Genomic DNA, 25,012 nt, shown 5'->3' on the forward strand with positions numbered 1-25,012 from the left:
GACAGTTCACTCCATTTCTCAGTCGGCGACACTGCCCGTCGCCAGACCCGGGCCGGACGGCGAAATCAGCCGCTGCACGGCACGGGTGGTGGCCGAATCTGGAGGGGAACCCTTGCCATCCCAACCCGTCGGCGCGATCCGCCGAATCATTCCCGCAGTCTTCGTGTTGGTCCTCGTGGCCGCGTTCTTCGCCGTCGCCCGGCTGCCCAGCGCGTCGGCCGAGGAGCGTCAGACGCTGGCGTCGCGGTTCGGCTTCACCGAGCTGCCGATCGCGCTGCCGCCCGGCCTGCCCGAGCGCACCGTGCGCCCGGTGAATCCGGAGTACGAGCACATCCGGGCCTGGGTGTCCTCTGTCGGCGCCGCCGTGGCGGCGAACGACCTCGACGGCGACCTGATCGCCAACGACCTCTGCCTGGTCGACACCCGCAGTGACAGCGTGATCGTCACGCCGTCGCCCGACGGGCCCGCCCGGTACGCGCCCTTCGTGCTGGACCCCGCGCCGCTGCCCACCCACCAGGCGATGGCGCCGATGGGCTGCGTGCCCGGCGACTTCAACGGCGACGGCCGCACCGACCTGCTCGCCTACTACTGGGGTCGCACGCCGGTGCTGTTCATGCACCGTTCCTCCGCCGCGGGGCCGCTGACCAAGGCGACCTTCCATCCCACCGAGCTGGTCGGCCAGCCGTCCTCCTCCAACGGCGAGTACCAGGGCAAGCTCTGGAACACCAACGCGGTCGCGGTCGCGGACTTCGACGGCGACGGCCGGCCGGACATCGGCATCTTCAACTACTTCCCCGACAGCCAGGTGCTCGACCCGGCCGGCCAGCCGAACGTCGAGATGAACCACTCGCTGTCCCGGGCGCAGAACGCCGGCGGGGCGCACGTGCTGCGCTGGACCGCCGCCACCAGCGGCGACACCCCGACCGCCACGTACGTCGAACAGTCCGCCATCCCGCCGGAGTACGCCACCGGCTGGACCCTCGGCGCCGGCTCCGCCGACATCGACGGCGACCTGCTGCCCGAGCTGTACCTCGCCAACGACTTCGGGCGGGACCGCTTCTTCCACAACGTCTCCCGGCCGGGTGAGATCCGCTTCGCGATGGCCGAGGGCCGCCGCGGTGCGTTGACCCCGAAGTCCATGGTGGTCGGGCACGACTCGTTCAAGGGCATGTCGATCGAGTTCGGCGACCTCGGCGGCACCGGCAGGTTCGACATGTTCGTCAGCAACATCACCACCTCCTGGGGCCTGGAGGAGAGCAACTTCGTCTGGCGCAACAACTCGTCGAGCCTGGCCGACGCCCGCAAGCGGTTGAGCCAGGGCAAGGCCGTCTTCGACAACAAGGCCGCCGAACTCAACATGGCCTGGGTCGGCTGGGGCTGGGACGCCAAGATCGCGGACTTCGACAACAGCGGTGAGATGTCGGTGGTCCAGACCGCCGGGTTCGTCAAGGGCAAGATCAATCGTTGGTCCTGGTTGCAGGAGCTGGCCATGAGCAACGACCTCATGCTCCGCAACCCGGCCATGTGGCCCAAGGCCGAGCCGGGCGACGACATCGCCGGTTCCGAACCGTTCGCGTTCTGGGTCCGGGAGAAGAACGGGCGTTACGCGAACATCAGTGCCGAGCTCGGCATGACCGACGGCACCCCGAGCCGCGGTGTGGCCGTCGCGGACACCAACGGCGACGGGGGCCAGGACTTCGCGGTGGCCCGCCAGTGGGGCGCCCCGTCGTACTACCGCAACGACAAGCCCGGCAGCGGCAACTTCCTGGGCCTGCGCCTGTGCCGGCCCGGCGAGGACGGCCGCGGAACGCCCGCGTACGGCGCCCAGGTCCGGGTGAAGACGGCGGACGGTCGTACCCGCGTCGCCCAGCTCGACGGCGGCAGCGGCCACTCGGGCAAGCGCAGCTTCGACGTCTTCTTCGGTCTCGGCGACGCCGGTGCCAAGCCGGTCTCGGCGGAGATCGCCTGGCGCGACCTCGACGGTGGCGTGCACAAGCAGACCCTCGACCTCGCCGCGGGCTGGCACACGATCATGCTCACGGACAAAGCGCAGGAGATGAACGCCAAATGACCGACGTCCGAGACAGCGCCCGCGCCGACACCGACGTGCGGGGGGTGGGGGGCACCGCGGTCGCCGACGCCCCGGTGAGCCCGGCGCCGACCGTCACCCTCGACCGCAACGCGGCGGTGGCGGACACACCCGGAGCGCCCAAGCGGGTCGACCGGCGTGACCCCCGCTACCTGGCCCTGCGTAACTTCGCCCTCTCCATGAGCGTCTTCAACATCCTCGGGTACACGGTGCTCGGCTTCGAGCAGCCCTGGACCTGGCCGCTGCTCGCCGTGGCGGTCGGCTACGCCACCGAGATCGTGGTCGAGCTGGTCACGGCCCGGGCCAACAAGCGCCCGCCCGCCTTCACCGGAAACGGCGCCTGGGGGATGTACACGTTCCTGCTGCCGGCCCACATCACCGCGCTCGCCGCGAACATGCTGCTCTACGCCAACGACAACTTCTGGCCCATCGCCTTCGCGGTGGTCGTCGCCATCGGCCAGAAGGCGATCTTCCTGGCGCCGATCAAGGGCCGCATGCGGCACTTCATGAACCCGTCCAACTTCGGCATCACGGTGACCCTGGTCGCGTTCTCCTGGGTCAACATCGCCCCGCCGTACCACTTCACCGAGGACGTGCCGGACATGATCCGGATCTTCGTGCCCCTGGTCATCCTGACGGCCGGCACGGTGCTCAACGGGGTGCTCACCAAGAAGATCCCGCTGATCGTGGGCTGGGTGGGCGGCTTCGTGATCCAGGCGCTGGTGCGGCACTTCATCTGGGACGTCGCGCTCTGGGCGGCCCTGCTGCCGATCACCGGTGTGGCGTTCGTGCTGTTCACCAACTACATGATCACGGATCCGGGCACGACCCCCAGCTCGGGGTGGGCCCAGTTCATGTTCGGCGCGAGCGTCGCCGGCGTCTACGGCGTGCTGATCGCCTTCAACGTCGTCTACACGCTCTTCTTCGCCGTGACGATCGTCTGTCTCGCCCGGGGCCTGCTCTGGTGGGGCATCTGGCTGCGTGACCGCTCCCGCCGCGTCAGCACGCCGCAGGCGCGGCCCGCCGTCACCTGACGGCCGTCGGTCCGTCGCCGGCGCGCTCCCGGGTCCGCCGGCGACGGACCTCGTGCGACCCACCACACCAGGAACGGAAGCGAGGCGATGAGCATGCACCCCACCCCCGAGGCCCCACCGCGAGATGCGCCGGTGGCATCCGTACCCGCACCGGCGGCACGCCCCAGACGGACGGCGGTGATCAGTGCGGCGGCGGGCGTGCTGCTCGCCGTGCTCTGGTCGTTCGAGCTGGTGGACTCGGTGATCGGCGACACCGTCGCCGACACCCTGCTGGGCCACGACGCGAAGGGCGTCGCCATCGGCGGTACGGCGGCGGGGCTGCTGTTCGCCTTCGTGTCCGGCTTCGCCGGGACCTTCACCGCCTGCAACATCGCGATGGCGGCCTCGGTCGGCCCGATGACCCAGGCCGGGGCGACCGGCCACCGCTACGGCGTACGGTCGCTGCTGCGCCCGGTCGCCTGGCTGACCGTCGGCATGCTGGCGGTGTCGGCGACCTACGGCGCGGTCGGGGTGCTGCTCGGCGAGCGGCTGCCGCAGCTGTCCACGGACACCGTCGGCGGGATGCCCGTGCGGCTCATCCAGTCGTCGGTGGTCTTCGGCCTGATCGGCCTCGTGCTGACCTACCTGGGACTGGCGGCCCTCGGCCTGTTGCGCGACGTCTTCGCGGCCCGGCCGGTGGCGCGGGTGGTCGTCATGGGCGCCCTGGTCGGGGGCTTCCTGGTCGGCCGGCCGTACCCGCTGTTCAACAAGCTGTTCCACTGGGCGGTCGACACCGGCAACCCGGGGTACGGCGCCCTCGCCTTCGCCCTCCAGTCGCTGGGCAACATCGTCATCGTCGCGGCGCTCTTCGCGGTCCTCATCCTGGTCAGCCGGGGGCGGTTCCTCGGCTGGATGGCGTCGCCGCGCCGTGCCGCGACGGTGACCGGCTCGCTGCTGGTCGCGCTGGGGGTCTTCACCGTCGTGTACTGGGACCTGCGCGTGCCGGCCATCTTCGGCGTCGGCTGGTTCCCGACGATGCCGTACAACTGACGAGGGCGGCAGACGCGGCGACGCCCCCGGTCCAGGCCGGACCGGGGGCGTCGCCGGTTCGGCTAGCGTGCGGTGCCGGGCACCGGTCCCGGGGCGGGCGCGGGACTGTCGCCACCGGCCGTGGGCCGGGTGCTCCCGGCGGTGGCGGCCACCCAACCGGTGGTGATGAGCAGCAGGGCCGCGATGTAGGTGGTCATCACGGCCAGCCCGTGGCCGGGCACCCGGGAGCCGGCGGCGTCCATCCCGATCAGCAGGTCGGAGATCAGGAACAGTCCTCCGCCCAGGGCGACCCGCCGGGAGACGCCGACCGCGGCGGCGGCCATCAGGCAGAGCGCGAGGCTGTAGCCGAGCACCGGCAGCCGCAGCGGGCCGAGGGAGCTCCACAGCACCAGGTTGGCCGCCACCCAGCAGGCGAGATAGCTGGCGACCGCGACGACGGGTGGCCGCCGGTGACGTAGGAAGGCGGTCAGGAATGCCACCTGGGCGCCGAGGAAGCACCCCATGCCGACGAGGAACGCCGTGTCACCGGAGACCAGCAGCGCGATGTCGCCACCGGTCGCGAAGACCAGCCCGACGGCCACGGGGTCGACGCGTCGGCGTACCCGCAGCAGGTGGACCAGCAGCACCGGCGCGAGCAGCGGCTTGGCCAGCCACTGAAGGAGGGTCGAGCCGGTCGCCACGCCGGTCAGCTCGACGGCGGCCACCACGCCGAACGGCCAGAGCCGCCTCATCGGGCGACCGCGGGCTGTGGGTGCGGGGTGGGCTGCCAGCCCGGTCGGCCGAGCACGTAGCCGAGGCGGTGCCGCCAGGACGAGGCGGCCCGGGCGTCGGCCCAGATCGCCCGGTACTCGTGGGTGGCCACCCGCAGCGGGTTGTAGGTGCCGATGTTCTTGGTCAGGCCGTACCGGACGGTGGCCCGCTCGGGCTCGAAGGTGCCGAACAACCGGTCCCAGACGATCAGGATGCCGCCGTAGTTGCGGTCGAGGTACTCGGCGTTGGCACCGTGGTGGACCCGGTGGTGCGACGGCGTGTTGAAGATCCACTCGATGGGGCGGGGCAGCAGGTTGATCCGCTCGGTGTGCAGGAAGAACTGGTACAGCAGGCTGATCGACTGCTGGAGGAAGATCATCCACGGGGGGATGCCGAGCAGTGCCAGACCCAGCCAGAACGGCACGGACGTCATCGGGGTCCAGCTCTGCCGCAGGGCCGTGGAGAGGTTGAAGAAGACGCTGGAGTGGTGCACCACGTGCCCGGCCCAGAGCAGCCGCACCTCGTGGTGGGACCGGTGGAACCAGTAGTAGGCGAGGTCGTCGGCGAAGAAGAGCAGCACCCACGTCCAGATGCTGGTGGGGGAGAGCTGGATCGGCGTGACGGTGTACGCGGCGGCGTAGAGGCCGATCGTCGCCAGCTTCCACGGCACGCCGACGACCTGGCTGCCGGCGCCCATGGTCAGGCTGGTGGCGGTGTCACGCAGCTCGTACCCGCGTTCGTCGTCGTCGGGGACGAACCGGTAGGACAGCGCCTCGACGACGATGAGGAGCAGGAACGCCGGTACGGCGTAGAGCACGGCGGGGATCATGCCCGGGCTTCCCTTCTCGGTGGTGCGACGGGGGTGGTGAGGGGGGCGGTGAGCAGGGCCCGTGCCTCGCGGGCGGCGTCGGCGGCCCGGCCGGTGACGACGGCGTCGGCGAGCCGGCGGTGGCCCGCGACGTCGAGCAGTTCCGCGGCGCGCCGCTCCGGTGGCACCTCGCCGACGGCGAGCGCACCGGCCACCAGGCTGTTGAAGGCCAGCAGGTAGGCGGTGTTGCCGGAGCCGGCGACGACGTGCCGCCAGAGCACGATGGTGGCCTCGCCCATCCCGGCCAGGTCGGGCGCCAGGTCCGCGTAGTCCTCGACGGCCCGCAGGATCGCGGCCCGGACCGCCGGGTCGCCGCGCTCGGCGCAGAGTCGGGCCGCGTCGACGCCGATGCAGGCCCGCATCTCCAGCATGTCGCGGACCAGGGTGTCCACCGGCAGGGTGTCGTGGAAGCGGGTGAGGGACAGGGCGAGGTCGAGCCCGGCGTGCACCCGCCAGTCCAGCACCCGCGTGGCACCGCCCTGGCTGACCCGCACCAGGCCGAGCTGCTGCAACCGGCGCAGGGCCTCCCGCACGGCGTGCCGGTTGACCCCGAAGGTTCCGGCCAGCTCACGCTCGCCGGGGAGCGCCTCGTCGGGGCGGTAGACGCCGCTGACGATGGCGTCACGGATCTGGCCGAAGACATGGTCGGAGACCGAGGAGCGGGGGACGGGAGCGAACGCCATGCCGAGGAGTGTGGGCCAGCGCACATCAACCCGTCAACTGGTTGGACCACTTCGCGGGAGCTGCACGGCCGGGCGGCGACCACCGGGGAGCAGGCCGCCTGGGCGTTGGCGCGTTCCGCCAGCCGGTGGCGGACCCGGGGCGCACGGCGCGGATGTGGACGCGCGTGGTGGGGCTCAGCGGCGCGTACGAGATGCGCCCCCTGACCGGCGCGGGCCGTGCCGGCCGTCGCCCGCCCGGTGCGGGGACGGCCGGCCGGCGGCCGGGTCAGCCGGCGGTCACCACCTGGTTCGCCGGCTGCGGTGCCGGCGCCCCGGCCGGGGTCCGCTCGCCGTCGCCCGGTGCGCTGGCCGGCGCGTCGTCGGTTCCGGCCGGCGTCACGGCGTCGGCGGCGTGCTGCACCGCCGGCGGCGCCGGGCGGTCCAGCCTCGGCCGGGCCGCGACCTGCGGATACTCGGCGGTCTCGCCGCCGCCAGTGGCAGCGGCCATGACCGCTGCCGCGGCCAGGTCGGCCACCCGCTTCGCCTCCCGCTTGACCCGGGCGCGCACCTCCTTGGCGTGCTGCTCGGCGGAGTCCGCGGCCCGGCGTGCCTCGTCGAGGCGGCGCAGCTCGTCGGCCAGCTCCTGCCGGGTCTCGTCGAGGCGCTGCCGCACCTCGGCGAACTCGTGCTCGATGCTCGCGCTCTCCTGTCGAGCCTGGGCCAACTGCTGCTGCGCGGTGTCCAGTTCGGACTGCATCCGGGCAAGCGCCTCCCGCCGGTCCCGGATGCCCTGCTGCGTCGCGGCGAGCTGCTGCTGGTGGGTCGCGGCCTGCTCGTCCACGTGCTGGCGCACCTTGGCCGCGTACTGCTGGGCCTCCGCGATCAGCGTCGCGATCTCCTGCTCGGCCGCCGTACGCTGGGCGCCGAGCTCCCGCTCGGCGGACGCGAGCTGCTCGGCGATCTCCTGCTCGGCGGCGGCCCGCCGCTCGTTGATCTCCCGCTCCACGCCGGCCTGCCACTGGCCCAGCTCCTGCTGGGTCTTCGCCCGCGCGGCCTGCACCTCCTGCTGGATCTGGGTGCGGGCCGAGGCGAGGAACGCCTCGGCCTCGGCACGGGCCTGCTCGATCTGCTGGGCGCTCTGCTCGTCGATCCGCTTCGCCTCCTGCAACGCGTGGTCGTGGGCCGCCTCGCCGGCCGCCCGCAGCCGCTCCGCCGCCTCCCGGATCCTGGTGAGTTCAGCCTGGGCGTTGGCGCGGCGCTCCTCGTGTTCCCGGTCGTGCTCGTCACGCCGCGCGGCCGCCTCGTCCGTCAGCTCCCGCAGCGTCGTCGCGGCCTGCTCGCGGGCCTCGGTCAGCACCCGCTCCGCCTCGGCCTCCAGCTCGGCGGCCCGCTGTCCGGCGGCGTCGGTGATGGCCCCGGCCTGCTTCTCGGCCAGGACCAGGATCTGGTCGACCATCGGGCCGAGGTCGCGGAACGACGCCCGGTCCGGCGGGGCCGGCCGGTCCCGCAGCTCGGTCGCCTCCGCGCGCAGCCGGTGCACCTCGACGGTCAACTCGCGCAGCTGGGTCGAGGCGCGGTCCCGCTCGGCGGTCAGCGCCGACCGTTCGCCGTCGGCCTGTTCGACGTAGCGGTCCACCTGTCGCTTGTCGTAGCCGCGCAGTGCGAGGTCGAAGCTCGGCCGCGAGGCCGCGTCCTCGCGTGCCGTGAACGGGTCGTCGCCGTGGGACATGCATCCTCCTCCGTACGATCGCGAGCGCCGCGCCCGCGGGAGTCCGCGCCACGGGCCGTGCCGTGGCGCCACGCTACCGTCGCGACTGGACGGGCGCGAAGAGGGTGACCCCACGCGACGGCCCCGCGGGAGGCAGATGGTCCGCGGGGCCGCCGTCACTCTGGTACGGGTCAGCGCCAGGTGATGTCCGACGCCGAGTAGAGGCAGTTGGTGCCGTCAGCGCCCTGCCCGATCTCCGTCGGCTCGCTGCCCTTCGGCACGCCCTTGTACTTGACGCAGATCCGGGTCTCGCGATCCGGGTCGTCGAGGACGGTGATCCGGCTGAACCGGGCGGTGTCACCCCAGTTCGTGTTGATGCCGGCCAGCGCGTCCGTCGAGGTGGCGGTGACGTTGTCCATCACCACGTGTCGCTGGTACGACGTGGAGCAGTTGCCGCAGGCCCGGTAGAGCTTGCCCGCGTTCTCCACCCGGAAGTTGCGGATGTGCAGGGTGCCCCCGCCGTTGTGCTGGAACACCTTGTCGCTGGCGGAACGCGCCCCGCCGCCGTCCACCGTGTACGTGCTCCCGCCCCGGAAGGTCGCGGCGTCCTCGCCGACGTCCTCCCACCAGACGTTGACCAGCGTGCAGTTGCCCTCGCAGTGCACGCCGTCCCCGGCCGGGGCGCCGATGATCACGTTGCGCAGGGTGGCCCCCGGGGCGAGGACGAACATCGGGTCCTGGCTCTCGCCCTGCCCGCCGTCGCCGATGCCGTAGTACCGCTTGAGCCCGCCGTCGAGGCTCACCGGAACGTCGATGGTGTCGTCGACCTTGACGTTGGCCGTGGGCGTGGGCCAGCTCGGCGGCGGCGTGGTGGGCGGCGGAGTGGTGGGTGGTGGCGTGGTCGGCGGTGCGGTGGTCGGCGGCGGCGTCGTCGGGGTCGACCCGCCGGAGGTGTCGACCGCCACATCGTCGAAGCTGCCGCTGGCGTACGAGGTGACGAGCCCGATCCGGCCGGCGCTGGCCAGGCCGCTGGTGCCGGACCCGACCTGCGTGCCGTTGACGAAGCCCCGGACGGTGCTGCCGGCGGTCTCGATGCGCAGCGTGTACCAGCTGCCGGCCGTGGCCCCGACCGACGCCGAGCCGAGCGGGGTGATCTGGCTGCCGTTGACCGCCTGCAACTCGGCCCGGCCGCTGCCGAGCAGGGCCAGCCGGTACATCTTCGTGCTGCTGGCCGAGCGGGCGGCCAGGCCGACCAGGGCGCTCGACGAGCCGAACGACAGCGGCTTGACCCGCGCCTGGACCTGGTAGTCGGTCCAGCTCGTCTGGCCGGCGAACTGCCGGGCCAGCTCGCTGCCCGCGTTGGACTGCCGGAACACGCCGGTGCCGTCGGTGGCCGCCGACCAGGTGCCGCCGGACTTCGACCAGCCGCCGGCGTCGCCGTCGTTGAAGTTGTCCGAGAAGACGGTGGCGGCGGAGGCCGACGAGCCCATGCTGGCGGCCAGCACGGCGGCGGTCGCCCCTGCGGTGAAGGCCGCGGCCATGGTCCGTCGGTGGGTGCGTCTCAGGTGCATGATCTCTCTCCTTCGAGCGGTGGTGTGGTGGCCCCCGGGAGCGGTCAGTGCGCTTCGATGCGCAGGTCTGGTGCGGCGGGGGTCCGGCCGCCGCGCGGGACGACGCGGCGGCCGGTGTCCTACAGGGGCAGCCGGTCCGCGCCGGCCAGCGCCCCCACGACCGCCGGCACCGCGGGCGCCGGCAGCACGGGGCCGCGTCGCAGGGTCGGCGTCCAGCCGGCGTCGGGGGCCAGGTCCGGCTCGTGCGCCGCGTTGTACGCGCCCACCAGGTCGACCGGGCGGGCCCGGTCCCCGGCGGCGCGGACCCAGTTGCCCCTGGTGGTGACGGCGGTGCCGCCCCAGTCGTAGAGCAGGTCGTCGACGGCGACGTCGGCTCCGAGGTTGAAGAAGTTGTGCTCGGCGACCACCGCGGACTGCACCCCGACGCCGATCGCGTACTCGAATCCGTCGCCGGCCAGCCGGTAGTGGTTGTTCCACACGTCGACCTGGCCGAACCGCACCCGGGGCAGCCGCTGGAGCACCCCGTCGAAGAGGTTGTGGTGCAGGCTCACCTTCAGCCGCCCGACGTCCGGGCCGACGGTGTTGGACGAGCCGATGAGCATGACCTTGTCCCGCCCGACGAACCGGTTGTACGAGACGGTCACCAGGCTCGCGGTGTGCGTGACGTCGAGTGACCCGTCGTGCACCTGGTACGGCCGGCCGAGGTGCACCGGCTGGCTGCTGTCGGGGTTGTCGCCGTCGGTGAAGGTGTTGTGGTCGATCCAGACGTGCTCGCTGCGGCGCACCGAGATCTGGTCGTACTGGGAGTTCCAGTTGCCGGCGGCGCCGTCGGTGGGGGACCAGGCGGGGAAGCAGTCCCGGGCGTCGTCGAAGGTCAGGTTCCGCACGATCGTGTTGTGCGCGCCGTCGAGCATCAGCGTCAGACCGGTCAGCCGGGCGCCGCGCAGGCCGACGATGGTGGTGTTCGGGCCGACGTTGATCTGGGTCTGTCGGGTCTGGTTGGTCACCGAGCGCACCCGTGCCGCCTCCAGCGGTCCGCTCGGCGCCAGCCGCCCCCAGACCGCCGGGTCGTACGCCGCGAGGTACGCCGGCAGCGAGTACTCCGGATCGGCGAGATCCGAGCAGTCGAGCACGGTGCCGTCGGGCCCCTCGAAGCCGTCGACGACGCCCCGGACGTAGATGATCTTCGGGGTGGCGTTGCCCCGGTTGGTGGCGTTGTCCCCGCCGAGGGCCGCGACCAGCTCGGCCCGGTTGGCGACCACGTGCACCTGCTCCGGTGTCGCCGCCGCGCCGCCGGTGGTGCCGGTCCCCTCGGCCGCCCAGCCGTCCCCGGCCGGTAGCGGCTGCCGACCCAGCAGCCGGGCGGCCCAGGAGAGCCCGCCGTCGGTCGTGCCGTCCGCGGTGGCGGCGGTACCGCCGTCAGGCGCCGGTGTCGCCGCCGCGCTCCCGGACGTCGCCGCGAGCGTGACGGCGATCATCGTCGCGCCCACTGTCTGCTTCCACATCTGTCGGCCCACCTGTTCGTCGCCTGTTCGATATGGGGCAACGGTAGGTTTCACGATTTATGCGAGTCAATGACCAGCGTGTGCAGAAGTGTTGCAATTGATGCGATCGGCCGGTATCGTCCCGACCGCCCTCGGTCGGGATGACGGCGCAATGTCCGCTATGGACTCGCGTCAGGCGGGCGGTTCAGTTGCAGTGCGTTGCGGTCCCTCCTGCCCGGTCAGGTCCGTACGGTGCGGCGCCACCGCCCACGGCACCGCCAACTCCGACAACAGCGCCCCGTCGTCGGCCGCCCGGCGCAGCAGCCGGTTGATCCCGCGCACGGTCAGCACCCGCTGCGGGCCGTCACCCGCGGCGGTGACCAGGTCGCCGCCCAGCGGGGTCGGTTCCGGTGCGGTGGTGACCGCCTCCAGCACCGCGGTGAACGGGGCGGTCCGCGCCAGCGGCGCGATCAACGGCACCGCCGGGTCGACGCGGTGGTCGAGGAGGTTCTCCAGCAGCCCGCGCCGGCCCGGCACCTCGCGCGGGCCGGCGTCGCCGGGCAGCAGCAGCCGGTCGGTCGGGTACTCCAGCACGGCCCGGCCGCCGGTGCCGGTCACGACCACCTCGCCGGCGACGAAGTCCTCGCCGGCCAGGGTCACCGCCGCGACGATCGGCGGCCCCGAGCGGGACGACACCCGCAGGGTCGCCGTGTCGTCCACCTCGATCGGCCGGACCCGGTAGCGCTCCACCTCGATCCGCGTCGGCTCCACCGGCCCGCCTCCGGCTGCCTCGGCCACCGCGAGACACTGCATGACCGCGTGCGCCAACGGGTTGGCCAGGGCGCCGTCCAGCACCGGCCGGCCGTGCAGCGTCCGCCGCCCGGCCCACGGCGCCCGCGCGTAGTAGGCGTCGGGGCGCTGCCACGCCGCCACCGTCGCGATGCCGGTGACGGTGCCCAGCCGCCCGGCCCGGACCGCGTCGACCAGCTCCGTCAGCGCCGCCGAGCCGAGCGCCTGGAAGCCCACCTGGCACGCCCGGCCCGTCGCGGCGAGGGCGGCGGCCAACTCCCGGTGTTCGGCGGTGCAGAGCACCGGAGGCTTTTCCAGCAGCAGGTCGGCGCCCGCGGCGAGCACGTCCAGGGCGATCGGCAGGTGGGTGTGCGGCGGGGTGCAGACCACCACCACGTCCGGCCGGGCCGTGCGCAGCATCTTCCGGTGGTCGGTGTGGACCGCCGTGCCGTCCGGCACCGGCGCCGCCGGGTCGGCCTCGATCGGGCGTACGTCGACCAGGGCGACCAGCCGCAGCCGCCCGGCGGCGTGCAGCGGCGCGACGACCCGCCGGTGCCAGCGCCCGTGCCCGTTGGCCCCGACGACGGCGACCCGGGGCACCGCGCCGGGCGGGGGCGACCCGGCCCGTCCCGGCGCGGCGGCCGTCACCGGGCACCCGCCAGCGTCGCGGCCACCCCGTGCCGCTCCAGGGCGGCCAGCCAGCCGGTCACCTCGGCGCGCACGTCGTCGTCCTCGGCGATCTCGGTGGGGAAGACCTGGCGCAGCGCGAACACCGCGTCGACCGCCCCCGCCGGGGTCCCGGGGCCGGCGGCGAGCGCCGCGCGGATCTCGTCGGCGAGCGGATCGGCCAGCGGCAGGAGGCTGCCGTCGTCGGCGTGGCCCTGGGCGAAGCGCAGCCAGGCGGCCACCACCAGCGTGGCCCAGTGCGCCGGCCGCCCGGCGGCCCGCAGGTCGGCGATGGTGTGCAGGACCCGCTGCGGCAGCTTCTGCGAGCCGTCCATCGCCACCTGGAGGGTGCGGTGGCGGATCGCCGGGTTGGCGAACCGCGTCAGCACCTCCTCCCCGTACGCGACGACCGAGACTCCCTCGGGCGGGTCGAAGCTCGCCGCCACGTCCTCGGCGACCAGGTGCCGCAGCACCGTCGTCAGGTGCGGCAGGGCCAGTGCGTCGGCGATGGTCTCCCGCCCCGCCAGCGCCCCCAGGTAGGCGGCGGCCGAGTGCACGCCGTTGAGGGCGCGCAGCTTCAGCCGCTCCCAGGGCCCCGCGTCCGCGGTGAGCACCGCACCGGCCCGCTCCCAGGCCGGCCGGCCGCCCGGGAAGTCGTCCTCGATGACCCACTGCCGGTACGGCTCGGCCACCACCGCCGCCAGGTCGGTCACCCCCAGCGCCCGCTCGGCGTCGGCGAGGGTCTGCGCCGTGCTGGCCGGCACGATCCGGTCGACCATCGTGCCGGGGAAGCTGACGCACTCGCGTACCCGGTCGGCCAGCGGCTCCGGCACCCCCGCGTACGCCATCGACTGCTCGACCAGGCCGCGCAGCCGGCGGCCGTTCGCGGGCAGGTTGTCGCAGCTGACCAGGGCCAGCGGCGGGCCCTGCGCGGCGGCCCGGGCCAGCAGCCCGCGCAGCAGCAGGCCCGGTACGGTGACCGGCGCCCGGTCGGTGCGCAGGTCGGCGGCGACCTCCGGGTCCGGGCGCAGCCGTCCGGTGACCGGGTCGAGCTGGTACGCCTTCTCCGTCACGGTGAGGGTGACCACCCGGATCGCCGGATCGGCCAGCAGCGCCACCACGGCGGCCGGGTCGCCGGCGGCGTGCCGCGTGCCCGCCAGCGCGCCGACCACCCGGGTGTGGCAACCCTCGCCGCTGCTGGTGGTGACGCTGAACAGGTTGTCCTGCGCGGCCAGTGTCGTCACCACGTCGGGGTTGCGCGGCGCCACGCCGACGATGCCCCAGTCGCCCCCGGCCCGCGCCATCGCCTCCTCGGTGTAGACGGCCTGGTGGGCGCGGTGGAACGCGCCCAACCCGAGGTGCACGATCCCCGCCGGCACGCTGCCCGGGCGCAGCAGCGGGCGGCTGTCGGTCGGCAGCCGGCGCAGCGTGCCGAGGCCGAGCCGGGCGGCGCCGACGGTCACCGCCACACCGGTCCGTCCGGGAAGCGGAACTCGGCGATCGACTCCGGCTTCATCGTGGAGCTGTAGCCGGGCGCCTCCGGCAGCAGGTAGCGCCCCTCGCGGGTGCGTACCGGGTCGACGAAGTGCTCGTGCAGGTGGTCGACGTACTCCACCATCCGGCCGTCGAGGCTGGTGCCGACCCGCAGGTAGTCGAAGACCGCCAGGTGCTGGACGTACTCGCACAGGCCCACACCGCCGGCGTGCGGGCAGATCGGCACCCCGAACTTCGCCGCCATCAGGATCTCGGCGAGGACCTCGTTGACGCCGCCGACCCGGCAGGCGTCGATCTGCATCACACCGATCGCCTCGGCCTGCAACAGCTGCTTGAAGATGACCCGGTTGGCGGCCACCTCCCCGGTGGCGACCCGGCACCGGCCGCCGGTCAGCCCGGTCACCGCCCGCGCGATCCGGGCGTGCCCGAGGATGTCGTCGGCGTGCGTCGGCTCCTCGATCCAGTACGGGTCGACCTCCGCCAGCGCGGTCATGTTGGTGATCGCCTCGTCGACGTCCCAGACCTGGTTGGCGTCCATCATCAGCAGCGCGTCCGGCCCGATCTCCGCCCGGATGATCCGCGCCCGTCGCAGGTCGTCCGCCGGCGGACCGCCGACCTTCATCTTCATCGCCCGCCAACCCTCGGCGTACGCCTGCCGGGTCAGCGCCCGGACCTTGTCGTCGGGGTAGCCCAGCCACCCCACCGAGGTGGTGTACGACGGGAAGCCGTCGCGCTCCAGCCCGGCGCGGCGCTCGTCCAGCCCGATGAGCCCCTTGTCGAGGATGGCCGCCGCCTCGCCCGGGGTGAGGGCGTCGGTGATGTGGTGGAAGTCGATGCTGGCCACCAGCTCCTCGGTGGGCAGCTCGGCGAGCAGTTGCCACATCGGCTTGCCGGCCAGCTTGGCCCGCAGGTCCCAGACCGCGTTGACCAGTGCGCCGGTGGCCATGTGGATGACCCCCTTCTCGGGGCCCAGCCAGCGCAGCTGCACGTCGGCGCTGAGCGAGCGCCAGAACGCCACCGGGTCGGCGAAGATCTCCGCCACGGTGCGGCCGGTCACGTGGTGGGCGAGGGCCTCGATCGCCGCGCAGGTCAGCTCGTTGCCGCGACCGTTGGTGAACGTGAACCCGGCCCCGGTGACGCCGGCATCGGTGCGCAGCTCGACGTAGCTGGCCGAGTAGTCGCCCCGGTTGATCGCGTCCGATCCGTCGCCGGCGGCGGCGGTCGGGAACCGCACGTCGTGCACGTCGACGGCGGTGACGGTGACAGTCACAGGAGGTTCTCTCCGATCTTGAAGACCTTCTTCGGCAGCCGGTACGCCAGGTCGACGATGGTCTCGGCGGCCTCGTCCTCGCCGAGGCGGTGCTCGGTGACCAGCCGCGCCAGGTAGGCGGCGTCGACCCGGCGGGCCACGTCGTGGCGCACCGGGATGGAGCAGAACGCGCGGGTGTCGTCGACGAACCCGGCGGTGTTGTAGAAGCCCGCGGACTCGGTCACCGACTCGCGGAAGCGGCGCAGCACCTCCGGCGAGTCCAGGAACCACCACGGCGCACCGAGGTACAGCGCCGCGTAGCCGCCCGCCAGCGGCGCGAGTTCCCGGCTGAACGTGTACTCGTCGAGGGTGTAGAGGACCACCCGCAGCCGCGGGTCGTTGCCGTACGCGTCCAGCAGCGGGGTCAGCGCGTGCAGGTATTCGGTGGCCTGCGGCAGGTCGCCGCCGACGTCGCGGCCGTGCCGCGCGTACAGCCAGCGGTTGTGGTTGCGCACCGAGCCGGGGTGCAGCTGCATGACGAGGCCGTCGTCCAGCGACATCCGGGCGAACTCCAGCAGCATGTGCGCCCGGAACGTCTCCGCGTCGGCCGCGTCGGCGACCCCGCGCAGGCCCTTGTCGTAGAGGCGCGCGGCCTCGTCCGTGCCCAGCGCCAGGGTGCGCGCGGTGGGGTGGCCGTGGTCGGTGCAGGTGGCGCCGGCGGCGATGAAGGCGGCCCGTCGCTGGCGCAGCGCCGCCAGGTAGCCGGCGTACGTGCCGGTGTCCTCGCCGGTGATCCCGCCGAGCCGCGCGACGTTGCCGGCCCAGCCGTCGAACTCCATGTCGACCACGTTGTCCGGGCGGAACGTGGTGATCACCCGGCCGCCCGGCCCGCCCCAGCCGTCGGCGGCGAGCTTGGCGTGCTGCCCGAGGTCGTCCAGGGGCGACTCGGTGGTGGCGAGCACCTCGATGCCGAAGCGCTCGAACAGCGCCCGGGGCCGGAACTCCGGCTCGGCGAGGCGGGCCGTGAGCTCGTCGTAGACGGCGTCGGCGGTGGCGGGGGAGAGCGCGGTGCGCACCCCGAACACGTCGGTGAAGGCCTGTTCCAGCCAGAGCCGGGAGGGGGTGCCCCGGAACAGGTGCCAGTGCGCGGCGAAGCGTCGCCAGATGGTGCGCCCGTCGGATTCCGTGGGACTGCCGTCGACGGTGGGCACGCCCAGCTCCGCCGGGGGGACGCCCTGGCTGAGCAGCATCCGGGTGAGGTAGTGGTCGGGCACGATGAGCAGCCGCGCCGGGTCGGGGAACGGGCGGTCCTCGGCCAGGATCGCCGGGTCGACGTGCCCGTGCGGGGAGATGATCGGCTGGGGCGCGGCCAGCGCGTACAGCCGGCGGGCCACCGCGCGCTGCGCGGGGTCGGCGGGGAAGAGCAGGTCGGTCGTGGGCACGGCTGGGGCTCCTCGGAAGGTGTACGCGGCTCAGGGGAGGTCGAGCAGGTCGGCGACCCGGACCGGGGCGCCGGTGGTGAAGGACCGGTTCGCGGCCAGCCCGGTGAGCAGGGCGAGGGCGCCGTCGCGGGCGGTGGCCGCCCGCCCCATCGGGTCCGCCTCGCCGCCGATCAGCACCCGCGCCATCCGGGCGTCGGCGCCACCGTGCCCGGAGCGGGTGTGTCCCGACACGGGTACGACCTGCGGCGGCGCCCAGAACGGCCGCAGGGTCAGCGTCGCGCAGCCGGCCTCGGCGGCGGCCTCGTCGCCGTGCAGCGCCGCGCCCTTGAGTGCCCCGGCGGACGCGGGGCTGACGTGGTCGCTCTCCACGACCTCCAGCTCGAGGCGGCCCCGGCTGCCGTTGACCATCACCCGGTAGCCCTCGTAGGGGGCGTACGCGGTGAGGTGGTAGGTCATCGTCGCGCCGGTCGAGTAGCGCGCCAGCACCGCCATGTCGTCCTCGATGTCCACGCCGGGGGCGAAGACGTTGCGGTCGCGTTGGTAGCCGTCCTCGGCCTCGGCGTCGAGGTAGAGCTCGCGCAGCTTCGGGTGCGCGTCGAGGCGCAGCGCGAACGGGTCGTCGGCGGCGGCGGGGGAGCCGTGCGCCCGGTCGTAGTCGCGGGCGTAGCCGTGCCGACGGCCGGCCTCGCCGTAGAAGAACAGCCGGCCGGTGGCGTACACCTCGACGGGGGTGGCGTCGAGCCACCAGTTGACCAGGTCGAAGTGGTGCCCGGCCTTGTGCACCATCAGCCCGCCGGAGTGCGCCTTGTCGCGGTGCCAGCGGCGGAAGTAGTCGGCGCCGTGCCGCACGTCGAGCAGCCACTCGAAGTGCACCGAGCCCACCTCGCCGACGGCGCCGTCGGCGAGCAGTTCGCGCAGCCTCTCGTGCAGCGGGTTGTAGCGGTAGTTGAACGCCACCCGCACCTGCCGGCCGGTGTCGGCGACCGCGTCGAGGATCCGCCGGCAGCCGGCGGCGTCGACGGTCATCGGCTTCTCGGTGATGACGTCGCAGCCGGCCCGCAGCGCCGTGTCGACGTGCGCGGCGTGGGTGTCGTCCACGCTCGTCACCACCAGCACGTCGACGCGCTCCCTGCCGAGCATGGCGGCCAGGTCGTCGGCCCGGTACGTCGGCACCGGCGGGTGCCCCAGCTCGCCGAGCCACCGGTTGTGGGCGTCCATGCGGGACTGGTTGACGTCGGCGAACGCGACGAGTTCGGCGGTGTCGGCGTGGTCGCGTACCAGCGCCCGGACGAACATCTCGGCGCGTGACCCGGTGCCCACGAGGGCGTGGCGGACCCGCTGACCGGTGCTGGACGACATGGCGACCGCCTCCCGTGGTGCTGCAAAGGTTTGCAGCGAAATAACCACGAGCCGCGTGGCGACGTCAACGATCGATGCCAAACCGGCGGCATAGATCCGATTTGATAGTGATTTGGGCGCATGGTGGGAGCGTGGCCGAAACGGATCTGTAACCATCGACCGTTGACACCGGCGCAACCGTTTGCATTAATTGTCGGCACCTGACGTGACCCCAGCCACACTGGACGAAGGGCCCCGCCGTGCCAGCCACCATCCGAGACGTCGCCCGGGCCTCCGGCGTGCACATCTCCACGGTCTCCCGCACGTTCTCGGCCCCGCACCTGGTCAACCCCGAGACCCGCAGCCGCGTGCTGGCCTGCGCCGAGGAACTCGGCTACCGGCCCAACCGCGCCGCCCGCGCCCTGATCACCGGCCGTACACACAACATCGGGCTGATCATCGCGGACATCGCCAACCCGTTCTTCCCGCCGCTGATCAAGGCGGCGGAGAGCCAGGCCCGCCAACGCGACTACCACGTCTTCGTGGCCGACACCAACGAGGACCCGATCGCCGAGGAGGAGCTGGTGCACGCCCTCGCCAAGCAGGTGGACGGGGTGCTGCTGTGCAGCCCGCGGATGAGCAACAGCATGATCGAACAGCTCAGCCGCGAGGTGCCGCTGGTGGTCATCAACCGGCAGGTCGCCGGCCTGCCGTGCGTCACCATGGACGTCGGGCAGGGCGCCCGCTCGGCCGTCGAGCACCTGCTCGGCCTCGGCCACCGGCGCATCGCGTTGCTCAGCGGACCGCGCGGCTCGTGGACCAGCCGGGAGATCCGCCGGGCGGCCGGCGTCGCGGCGCGGGCCGGCGGCGCCGAGTTCACCGTGCTCGGGCCCAACCAGCCCACCGAGACCGGCGGCGTGGCCCTCGCCGAGCAGGTCCGCCGCAGCGAGGCCACGGCGGTGCTCGCCTACAACGACCTGATGGCGATCGGCCTGATCGAAGGCCTCGACGCCCTCGGGTTGCGCGTCCCGCAGGACGTGAGCGTCGTCGGCATCGACGACATCGCCCTCAGCCGGCTCACCCGGCCCAAGTTGACGACGGTGGCCACGCCCAACGCGGCCGCCGGTCGGACGGCCGTCGACATGCTCCTGCAACACGACACCGTCGCCGCCCGTGGCTCACGCGGCGGTCGGGGTGTCACGAGCGACGACCGTCGTACCACCGCACAGGTAATGCTCCAGACCGAACTGGTCATCCGCGACTCGACCGCCGCCGCGCCGGCGGACGGTCGGCACCGCCCCGACGCCGAGTTGGTCGTCCCGGGCCCGCATCGCCTTGCGGGCCCGGGTCACCCGACCGCGGCCACCGGTGGCGTCGTCGCCTCCTAACGCCAAGGAGTGAGCGCACATGCACCCCGCCACGCCCCCCACCACTGGCACGCAGGCCGTGCCCGTTCACCGTACCCCCGTCCGCCGACGGCGGCTGATCCGCGGCCTGCTCGCCGCGGTCGTCGCCCTGCCCCTGGTCCTCGGTGCCGCCGGCTGCGGCGACGACGAGCAGGCCAGCACCGATCCGAACGCCCCGGTCAAGCTCTCGATCTTCTGGTGGGGCGGTGAGGCCCGGGCGAAGCTGACCGAGGAGGCCCTCGCCCTCTACACGAAGAAGCACCCGAACGTCACCTTCGAGAAGACCTGGCAGGCCAACCAGGGCTACTTCGACAAGCTGGCCACCCTCACCGCCGGCGGCAACCCGCCGGACATCTTCCAGATCGACGACAACTACCTGGCCGAGTACGCGGCCCGCAGCACCACCCTCGACCTGACGTCGTACAAGGACGACGGTGACCTCGACGTGTCGAAGTTCCCCGAGAGCCTCTGGCAGTACGGCGTCGTCGACGGCAAGCTCGCCGGCGTCGCCGCGGGGGAGAACACCCAGGGCCTGGTCTACAACAAGACGCTGCTGACGAAGAACGGGCTGCCGGAGCCGACCACCGGGATGACCTGGGAGGAGCACATCGCCTGGGCCGAGCAGGTCGCGAAGAGGACCAAGGTGCCCGGTACCCAGGACCCGAGCGCCGACTACAAGGCGTTCTGGGTGTGGCTGCGCCAGCAGGGCAAGGACCTCTACAAGGGCAAGGAACTCGGCTTCACCGCCGAGGACGTGACCAGGTGGTTCGACCTGTGGAAGGGCGCCCGGGACCGGGGCGCCACCCCGACCCCCGACGTCATCCACGAGGGCAACGCCACCGACATCACCAAGCAGCTCGTGGTCACCGGCAAGGCGGGCACCAGCTGGGTCTGGGTCAACCAGATGCCGGAGCTGAAGAAGAACACCAAGGACGAGCTGGGCGTCATCGCCTACCCGGGCGACCCGAGCGGCCAGTGGGCCCGCGCCTCCATGTACTGGTCGGTGTTCAAGGGCAGCAGGCACAAGGACGTCGCGGTGGACGTGATCAACTTCCTGGCCAACGACACCGAGGCCGTCAAGATCCTCGGTACCGACCGCGGCCTGCCGTCCAACCTCGACCTGCGCCGCGTGGTCAGCGACGACGTCACCGACCCGGCGATGAAGCAGTCGATCCAGGTGGAGTCCGACCTGGCGCAGAAGTTCGGCGAGGCGCCGCAGGTCCCGCTCAAGGGGCACAGCAAGATCCGCGCAGAGCTGACCAAGGCCGCCGAGAACGCCCAGTACGGCCGGGTCACCTCCGCCGAGGCGGCGGAGCAGTTCCTCACCGCCTGCAAGTCCGCCATCGCCTGACCTGAGACGCTACGGAGAGGAATCGGCACGTGGCCCTGACCACGGCGCCCGGTCCGACCCGACGACGTACCGGATCCGTCCCGACCCCCGCCGGCAGGCGCGGGGTCGGGCGGGCCCGGCACGGTGACGGTCTGGCCGGCTACGTCTTCCTGTCGCCCTGGTTGCTCGGCCTGCTGGCCGTCACGGCGATACCCATGCTCCTGTCGCTCTACCTGAGCTTCACCAACTACGACATCCTCACCCCGCTCCCGGAGGTGGAGTGGGTCGGCTTCGCCAACTACGAGCGGATGTTCACCGCCGACCCGTCGTACTGGCACTCGGTGCGGGTGACGCTCACCTTCGCCCTGGTCGCCGTGCCGCTGAAGCTGGCGGCCGCGCTCGGGGTGGCCCTGCTGCTCAACCGCGCCTGGCGCGGTGTCGGGCTGTTCCGCGGCCTGTTCTACCTGCCGTCGCTGCTCGGCGGCAGCGTCGCGCTGGCCATCGTCTGGGTCAACATGTTCAACCGCGAGGGCGCGTTCAACTCCCTGCTGGCCTTCTTCGGCATCGAGGGCAAGCCGTGGGTCAACGACCCCGACTGGGCCCTGGAGACCCTGATGGTGCTCGCCATCTGGCAGTTCGGCGCGCCCATGGTGATCTTCCTGGCCGGTCTCAAACAGGTGCCCACCGAGCTCTACGAGGCGGCCTCCGTCGACGGCGCCGGCAGGTGGCGGCAGTTCGTCGCCGTCACCCTGCCGATGCTCTCGCCGGTGATCTTCTTCAACCTGGTGCTGGAGACCATCAACGGCTTCCAGGGTTTCACCGCCGCGTTCGTGCTCAGCAACGGCACCGGCGGCCCGGTCGACTCCACCCTGATGTACACGCTGAACCTCTACATCACGGGCTTCACCGACCTGGAGATGGGCTACGCCTCCGCGATGGCCTGGGTCTTCCTGATCGCCATCGCGATCATCACAGCGATCTTCTTCAGCACCGGGCGGTTCTGGGTGCACTACTCCGACGGGGAGGACCGGTGACGGCGACGGCAACCCCGGCGACAGCTCCGGCGGCGACCGGCCCGCGCGGCCCGCGTCGGGCCAGCGGCGGCGGGCAGGCCGTGCGCCTGCTCATCCTGATCGCGATCGTCGCGGTCGTGCTCTACCCGCTCTTCTGGATGATCGGTACGTCCCTGAAGAGCCAGGAGGAGATCGTCAACAACATCGGCCTGCTGCCGAACGAGTTCACCCCCGGCAACTACGTCGACGGGTGGACCAACTTCGACCTCAGCTTCGGCCGGTTCTTCCTCAACAGCGCGATGGTCAGCCTGCTGACCGTGATCGGCAACGGGGTCTCCTGCCTGCTCGCCGCGTACGCCTTCGCGCGGCTGCGGTTCCGGCTGCGCGGCGTCTGGTTCGCCGTCATGATCGGGACGCTGCTGCTGCCCGGCCACGTGCTGATCGTGCCGCAGTACATCCTGTTCCGCAGCCTGGGCCTGGTCGGGGGCGAGTGGCCGTACCTGCCGCTGCTGATCCCGCAGTTCCTGGCCACCGAGGCGTTCTTCGTCTTCCTGATGGTGCAGTTCATGCGGGGCATCCCGAAGGAGCTCGACGAGGCCGCCAAGATCGACGGGGCGAACGCGTTCGGGATCTTCCGGTACGTGATCCTGCCGCTGAGCCGCCCGGCGCTCGTCACCACGGCGATCTTCTCGTTCATCTGGACCTGGAACGACTTCTTCCGCCAGCTCGTCTTCCTCTCCGACCTGGACGACTACACGGTGCCGGTGGCGCTGACCCTGTTCATCGACTCGACGAGCCAGAGCGCCGTCGGACCGATGTTCGCCATGTCGGTGCTGTCGCTGCTGCCGGTGTTCCTGTTCTTCGTGGCCTTCCAGCGGATGCTGGTGGAGGGCATCAACACGAGCGGGCTCAAGGGATGAGCCCGGACCGGAACGACGGGCCGGACCTGGACGCCGCGCCGGCTGGCCGCGACTGGCGCGACGTGCTCACCGACGCCACGGACCTGGCCGTGCTCGGCATCGCGCTGACGCTGGCGGCGCTGCCGCTGGTCACCGCGGCGGCGGCCGTCGCCGCCGCGAGCGCGGCGGTGCACGACCGGTACCGCCTCGGGTCGTGGCCCTCCGCGCGGAAGACCCTGGCCCGGTACGGCCGGGCCCTGCTGCCCGGCGTGGGGGTGAGCGTGCTGGCGGTCGCCGCCCTCGGGCTGCTCGCCGTGGACGTCGTCGCGCTGGCCGGCGGGCGGGTCCCCGGCGGGGCGCCGCTGCTCCTGGTGACCGTCGCGGTGGCCGCCGCCCTGGCCGGGTACGCCGCGCTGGTCGTGGTGGAGGTCGGCCGGCGCGGCGGGCGCGACTGGCGCGTCGCCGCCGGCGCGGCCGCCGGTGCCTGCCGCGCGCGCCCGGGCACCTGGGCCGCCGCCGGCGGGGTCGGCGTCGTCGCCGCGCTGCTCGCGGTCATGGTCACCCCGGTCGCGGTGCCGATCCTCGCCGGGTACGTGGTTGCCGCGCTGCACGCGGTCGCCCGGCGGACCGTGCTCAGCCCGGTGGGCCGGTCGTGACCGGGCACGTCGACCCCGCCGGGACCGAGCCGGACCGGCAGCTCAGCGTGGACGGTGTGCCGGTGGCCCGGTACGTCGTCGACCCGGCCGTCGATCCCCGGCACGGCCCCCGCCCGTACCTGCACCCGGTGCGGACACTCGGCGGGACGGTGGTCACGGACGCGTTCCCCGCCGACCACGTCTGGCACCTCGGCGCGTCCCTGGCCGTGCAGGACGTCGACGGCACCAACCTCTGGGGCGGGCGCACCTACGTCCGGGACGCCGGCTACACGTGGCGCGACGACCACGGCCGCATCGCGCACACCGGGTGGGAGGTCCGCGACCCGCGACGGCTGGCGCACCGGCTCCAGTGGTGCGACCGGGACGGGGCGGTGCTGCTCACCGAGCGACGGGAGCTGGCCGCGCACCGGGTCGGCGAGCGGGCCTGGGCCCTCGACACCGCGTACACGCTGACCGCCCCCGCCGACCGGGAGGTGAGCCTGGGCAGCCCGGCGACCAACGGACGCCCCGGCGGCGCCGGCTACGGCGGTTTCTTCTGGCGGGCGACGAGTGCGACACCCGCCCGGGTGTGCACCGCCACCGCCGAGGGGGAGGACGCGGTCAACGGCAGCGCCGCACCGTGGCTGGCCTTCTGCGGCACCGGGCCGGACGGGGCCGCGTACACGCTCGTGCTGACCGGGCTCGGGCAGGGCGACCGCTGGTTCGTCCGCACCACGATGTACCCGGGCGTCTGCGTCGCGTTCGCCTTCGAGCGGCCCAGGGTCATCGCCGCGGGTGCGAGCCGCACCGGCCGGCACCGCGTGGTGGTCGCCGACGGCGCGCTCGACCGGACGGCGGCCGCCGCGTTGGCCGCCGGCGGGATGTGACGCGGGCCGCCCACCCCGGATTTGACGATCTTGTCTAGCGGGCGTAACTTTCTCTCTGCCAGCGCGGAACGGACGAACGGGGCGAATGCTCCGGGAGGCCGGGCGCGGGAACGAGCTTCGGGGCCGGGTGCGTCGCACTCGTCGGTTCCGGGCCGGGCGGTGCCCCGGATTCGCCGCGAGGCGGATTTGGTGAGGCGGAACCGACCGGGTAGGGTTCACGGTCGGCAGGGAGCCGGGCGAGCTCGCGGGAGACCGCGGAGCGGCCGGTCTGCCGAACTTCCGGAAAACGCCGGTGAGAGCCGGTGCTTTCGGGATGTCCGGAAATGGGATTGAAGTGGTGCGGATCGCTACGAAGCGGTTTGACACGGCGGAAATCACTGGGTAACGTAGTAAAAGTGCCCGGCGCGAGAGCGGCGGGGGGCGCGAACGAAATGCCCCGGGTCGGGGGCTCCACGGTGTGGGGTTTCTGGGCGGTGTGTGGTTGTTCTTTGAGAACTCAACAGGGTGCTTGATAAGCCAGTGCCAATTATGATTTATACCCCGGACTGGTCAGGCTTCGGTTTGGCTGGTCTTGGATTCCTTTGGCAACACTTTTTGTTGTCGGGACAGTTTTTCAACAAGTTTTTGTTGGAGAGTTTGATCCTGGCTCAGGACGAACGCTGGCGGCGT

Annotated in this window: 20 protein-coding genes; 9 read left to right on the plus strand and 11 right to left on the minus strand. The window is 72.6% G+C overall.

Annotated features, from left to right (window positions below):
* Positions 1 to 163 precede the first annotated feature (163 nt).
* From KBX06_RS25940 to KBX06_RS25950, 3 genes are all read left to right on the plus strand, one after another.
* A complete protein-coding gene (locus KBX06_RS25940; protein WP_210839550.1) occupies positions 164 to 2,071 on the plus strand; it encodes a CRTAC1 family protein in 1,908 nt (635 codons plus the stop codon).
* The gene (locus tag KBX06_RS25945; RefSeq protein ID WP_210839551.1) at positions 2,068 to 3,123 is read left to right on the plus strand and encodes an enediyne biosynthesis protein; all 1,056 of its coding nucleotides are present in this window, start codon (positions 2,068 to 2,070) and stop codon (positions 3,121 to 3,123) included. Before KBX06_RS25940 ends, KBX06_RS25945 begins: the two co-directional genes overlap by 4 nt.
* Before the next feature lie 93 nt (positions 3,124 to 3,216).
* Positions 3,217 to 4,152 (plus strand): hypothetical protein, encoded by a 936-nt coding sequence (locus tag KBX06_RS25950; protein WP_247686701.1) that lies wholly within the window; start codon positions 3,217 to 3,219, stop codon positions 4,150 to 4,152.
* A gap of 62 nt (positions 4,153 to 4,214) precedes the next feature.
* On the opposite strand, the gene KBX06_RS25955 is transcribed toward KBX06_RS25950, so the two are convergent.
* The 11 genes from KBX06_RS25955 to KBX06_RS26005 all read right to left on the minus strand — a co-directional run bounded on the left by KBX06_RS25955 (position 4,215) and on the right by KBX06_RS26005 (position 18,194).
* Positions 4,215 to 4,883 (minus strand): lysoplasmalogenase, encoded by a 669-nt coding sequence (locus KBX06_RS25955; RefSeq protein WP_210839553.1) that lies wholly within the window; start codon positions 4,881 to 4,883, stop codon positions 4,215 to 4,217.
* On the minus strand, positions 4,880 to 5,731 hold the full coding sequence (locus KBX06_RS25960) for a sterol desaturase family protein (RefSeq protein WP_210839554.1): 852 nt from the start codon (positions 5,729 to 5,731) through the stop codon (positions 4,880 to 4,882). The genes KBX06_RS25955 and KBX06_RS25960 overlap by 4 nt, the downstream gene beginning before the upstream one ends.
* Positions 5,728 to 6,453: a FadR/GntR family transcriptional regulator gene (locus KBX06_RS25965; protein ID WP_210839555.1), complete on the minus strand. Its 726-nt coding sequence runs from the start codon at positions 6,451 to 6,453 to the stop codon at positions 5,728 to 5,730. The genes KBX06_RS25960 and KBX06_RS25965 overlap by 4 nt, the downstream gene beginning before the upstream one ends.
* A 265-nt stretch (positions 6,454 to 6,718) precedes the next feature.
* Positions 6,719 to 8,161, minus strand: coding sequence for a hypothetical protein (locus KBX06_RS25970; protein WP_210839556.1), 1,443 nt, complete (start codon positions 8,159 to 8,161; stop codon positions 6,719 to 6,721).
* A 170-nt stretch (positions 8,162 to 8,331) separates the two neighbouring features.
* Positions 8,332 to 9,711: a pectate lyase gene (locus KBX06_RS25975; RefSeq protein WP_210839557.1), complete on the minus strand. Its 1,380-nt coding sequence runs from the start codon at positions 9,709 to 9,711 to the stop codon at positions 8,332 to 8,334.
* Between the two features lie 119 nt (positions 9,712 to 9,830).
* Positions 9,831 to 11,216: a polysaccharide lyase family 1 protein gene (locus tag KBX06_RS25980; protein WP_210839558.1), complete on the minus strand. Its 1,386-nt coding sequence runs from the start codon at positions 11,214 to 11,216 to the stop codon at positions 9,831 to 9,833.
* A 171-nt stretch (positions 11,217 to 11,387) separates the two neighbouring features.
* A complete protein-coding gene (locus tag KBX06_RS25985) occupies positions 11,388 to 12,632 on the minus strand; it encodes a Gfo/Idh/MocA family oxidoreductase (RefSeq protein WP_307854759.1) in 1,245 nt (414 codons plus the stop codon).
* Complete coding sequence (locus tag KBX06_RS25990; protein WP_210839559.1) at positions 12,629 to 14,119, minus strand: mannitol dehydrogenase family protein; 1,491 nt, start codon at positions 14,117 to 14,119, stop codon at positions 12,629 to 12,631. Before KBX06_RS25990 ends, KBX06_RS25985 begins: the two co-directional genes overlap by 4 nt.
* A complete protein-coding gene (locus KBX06_RS25995; protein WP_210839560.1) occupies positions 14,110 to 15,414 on the minus strand; it encodes an enolase C-terminal domain-like protein in 1,305 nt (434 codons plus the stop codon). The genes KBX06_RS25990 and KBX06_RS25995 overlap by 10 nt, the downstream gene beginning before the upstream one ends.
* Entirely contained in the window at positions 15,411 to 16,835 is a 1,425-nt protein-coding gene (uxaC, locus tag KBX06_RS26000; RefSeq protein WP_210839561.1) for a glucuronate isomerase, read from the minus strand. Before uxaC ends, KBX06_RS25995 begins: the two co-directional genes overlap by 4 nt.
* 30 nt (positions 16,836 to 16,865) lie before the next feature.
* Positions 16,866 to 18,194 (minus strand): Gfo/Idh/MocA family protein, encoded by a 1,329-nt coding sequence (locus tag KBX06_RS26005; RefSeq protein WP_210839562.1) that lies wholly within the window; start codon positions 18,192 to 18,194, stop codon positions 16,866 to 16,868.
* Between the two features lie 239 nt (positions 18,195 to 18,433).
* On the opposite strand from KBX06_RS26005, the gene KBX06_RS26010 reads away from it, so the two are divergent.
* From KBX06_RS26010 to KBX06_RS26035, 6 genes are all read left to right on the plus strand, one after another.
* Positions 18,434 to 19,561, plus strand: coding sequence for a LacI family DNA-binding transcriptional regulator (locus tag KBX06_RS26010; protein ID WP_210839564.1), 1,128 nt, complete (start codon positions 18,434 to 18,436; stop codon positions 19,559 to 19,561).
* 19 nt (positions 19,562 to 19,580) lie between these two features.
* Complete coding sequence (locus KBX06_RS26015; RefSeq protein WP_210839566.1) at positions 19,581 to 20,930, plus strand: ABC transporter substrate-binding protein; 1,350 nt, start codon at positions 19,581 to 19,583, stop codon at positions 20,928 to 20,930.
* A gap of 29 nt (positions 20,931 to 20,959) precedes the next feature.
* Positions 20,960 to 21,943, plus strand: a complete 984-nt coding sequence (locus KBX06_RS26020) for a carbohydrate ABC transporter permease (RefSeq protein ID WP_210839567.1) — start codon at positions 20,960 to 20,962, stop codon at positions 21,941 to 21,943.
* Between the two features lie 137 nt (positions 21,944 to 22,080).
* Positions 22,081 to 22,842, plus strand: a complete 762-nt coding sequence (locus tag KBX06_RS26025) for a carbohydrate ABC transporter permease (protein WP_210839574.1) — start codon at positions 22,081 to 22,083, stop codon at positions 22,840 to 22,842.
* Positions 22,839 to 23,477, plus strand: coding sequence for a hypothetical protein (locus KBX06_RS26030; protein ID WP_210839568.1), 639 nt, complete (start codon positions 22,839 to 22,841; stop codon positions 23,475 to 23,477). Before KBX06_RS26025 ends, KBX06_RS26030 begins: the two co-directional genes overlap by 4 nt.
* Positions 23,474 to 24,343, plus strand: a complete 870-nt coding sequence (locus KBX06_RS26035; protein ID WP_210839569.1) for a PmoA family protein — start codon at positions 23,474 to 23,476, stop codon at positions 24,341 to 24,343. The genes KBX06_RS26030 and KBX06_RS26035 overlap by 4 nt, the downstream gene beginning before the upstream one ends.
* Positions 24,344 to 25,012: the final 669 nt, after the last annotated feature.

This window comes from Micromonospora sp. C31 (genome assembly GCF_018070575.1).
Taxonomy (GTDB): Bacteria; Actinomycetota; Actinomycetes; order Mycobacteriales; family Micromonosporaceae; genus Micromonospora.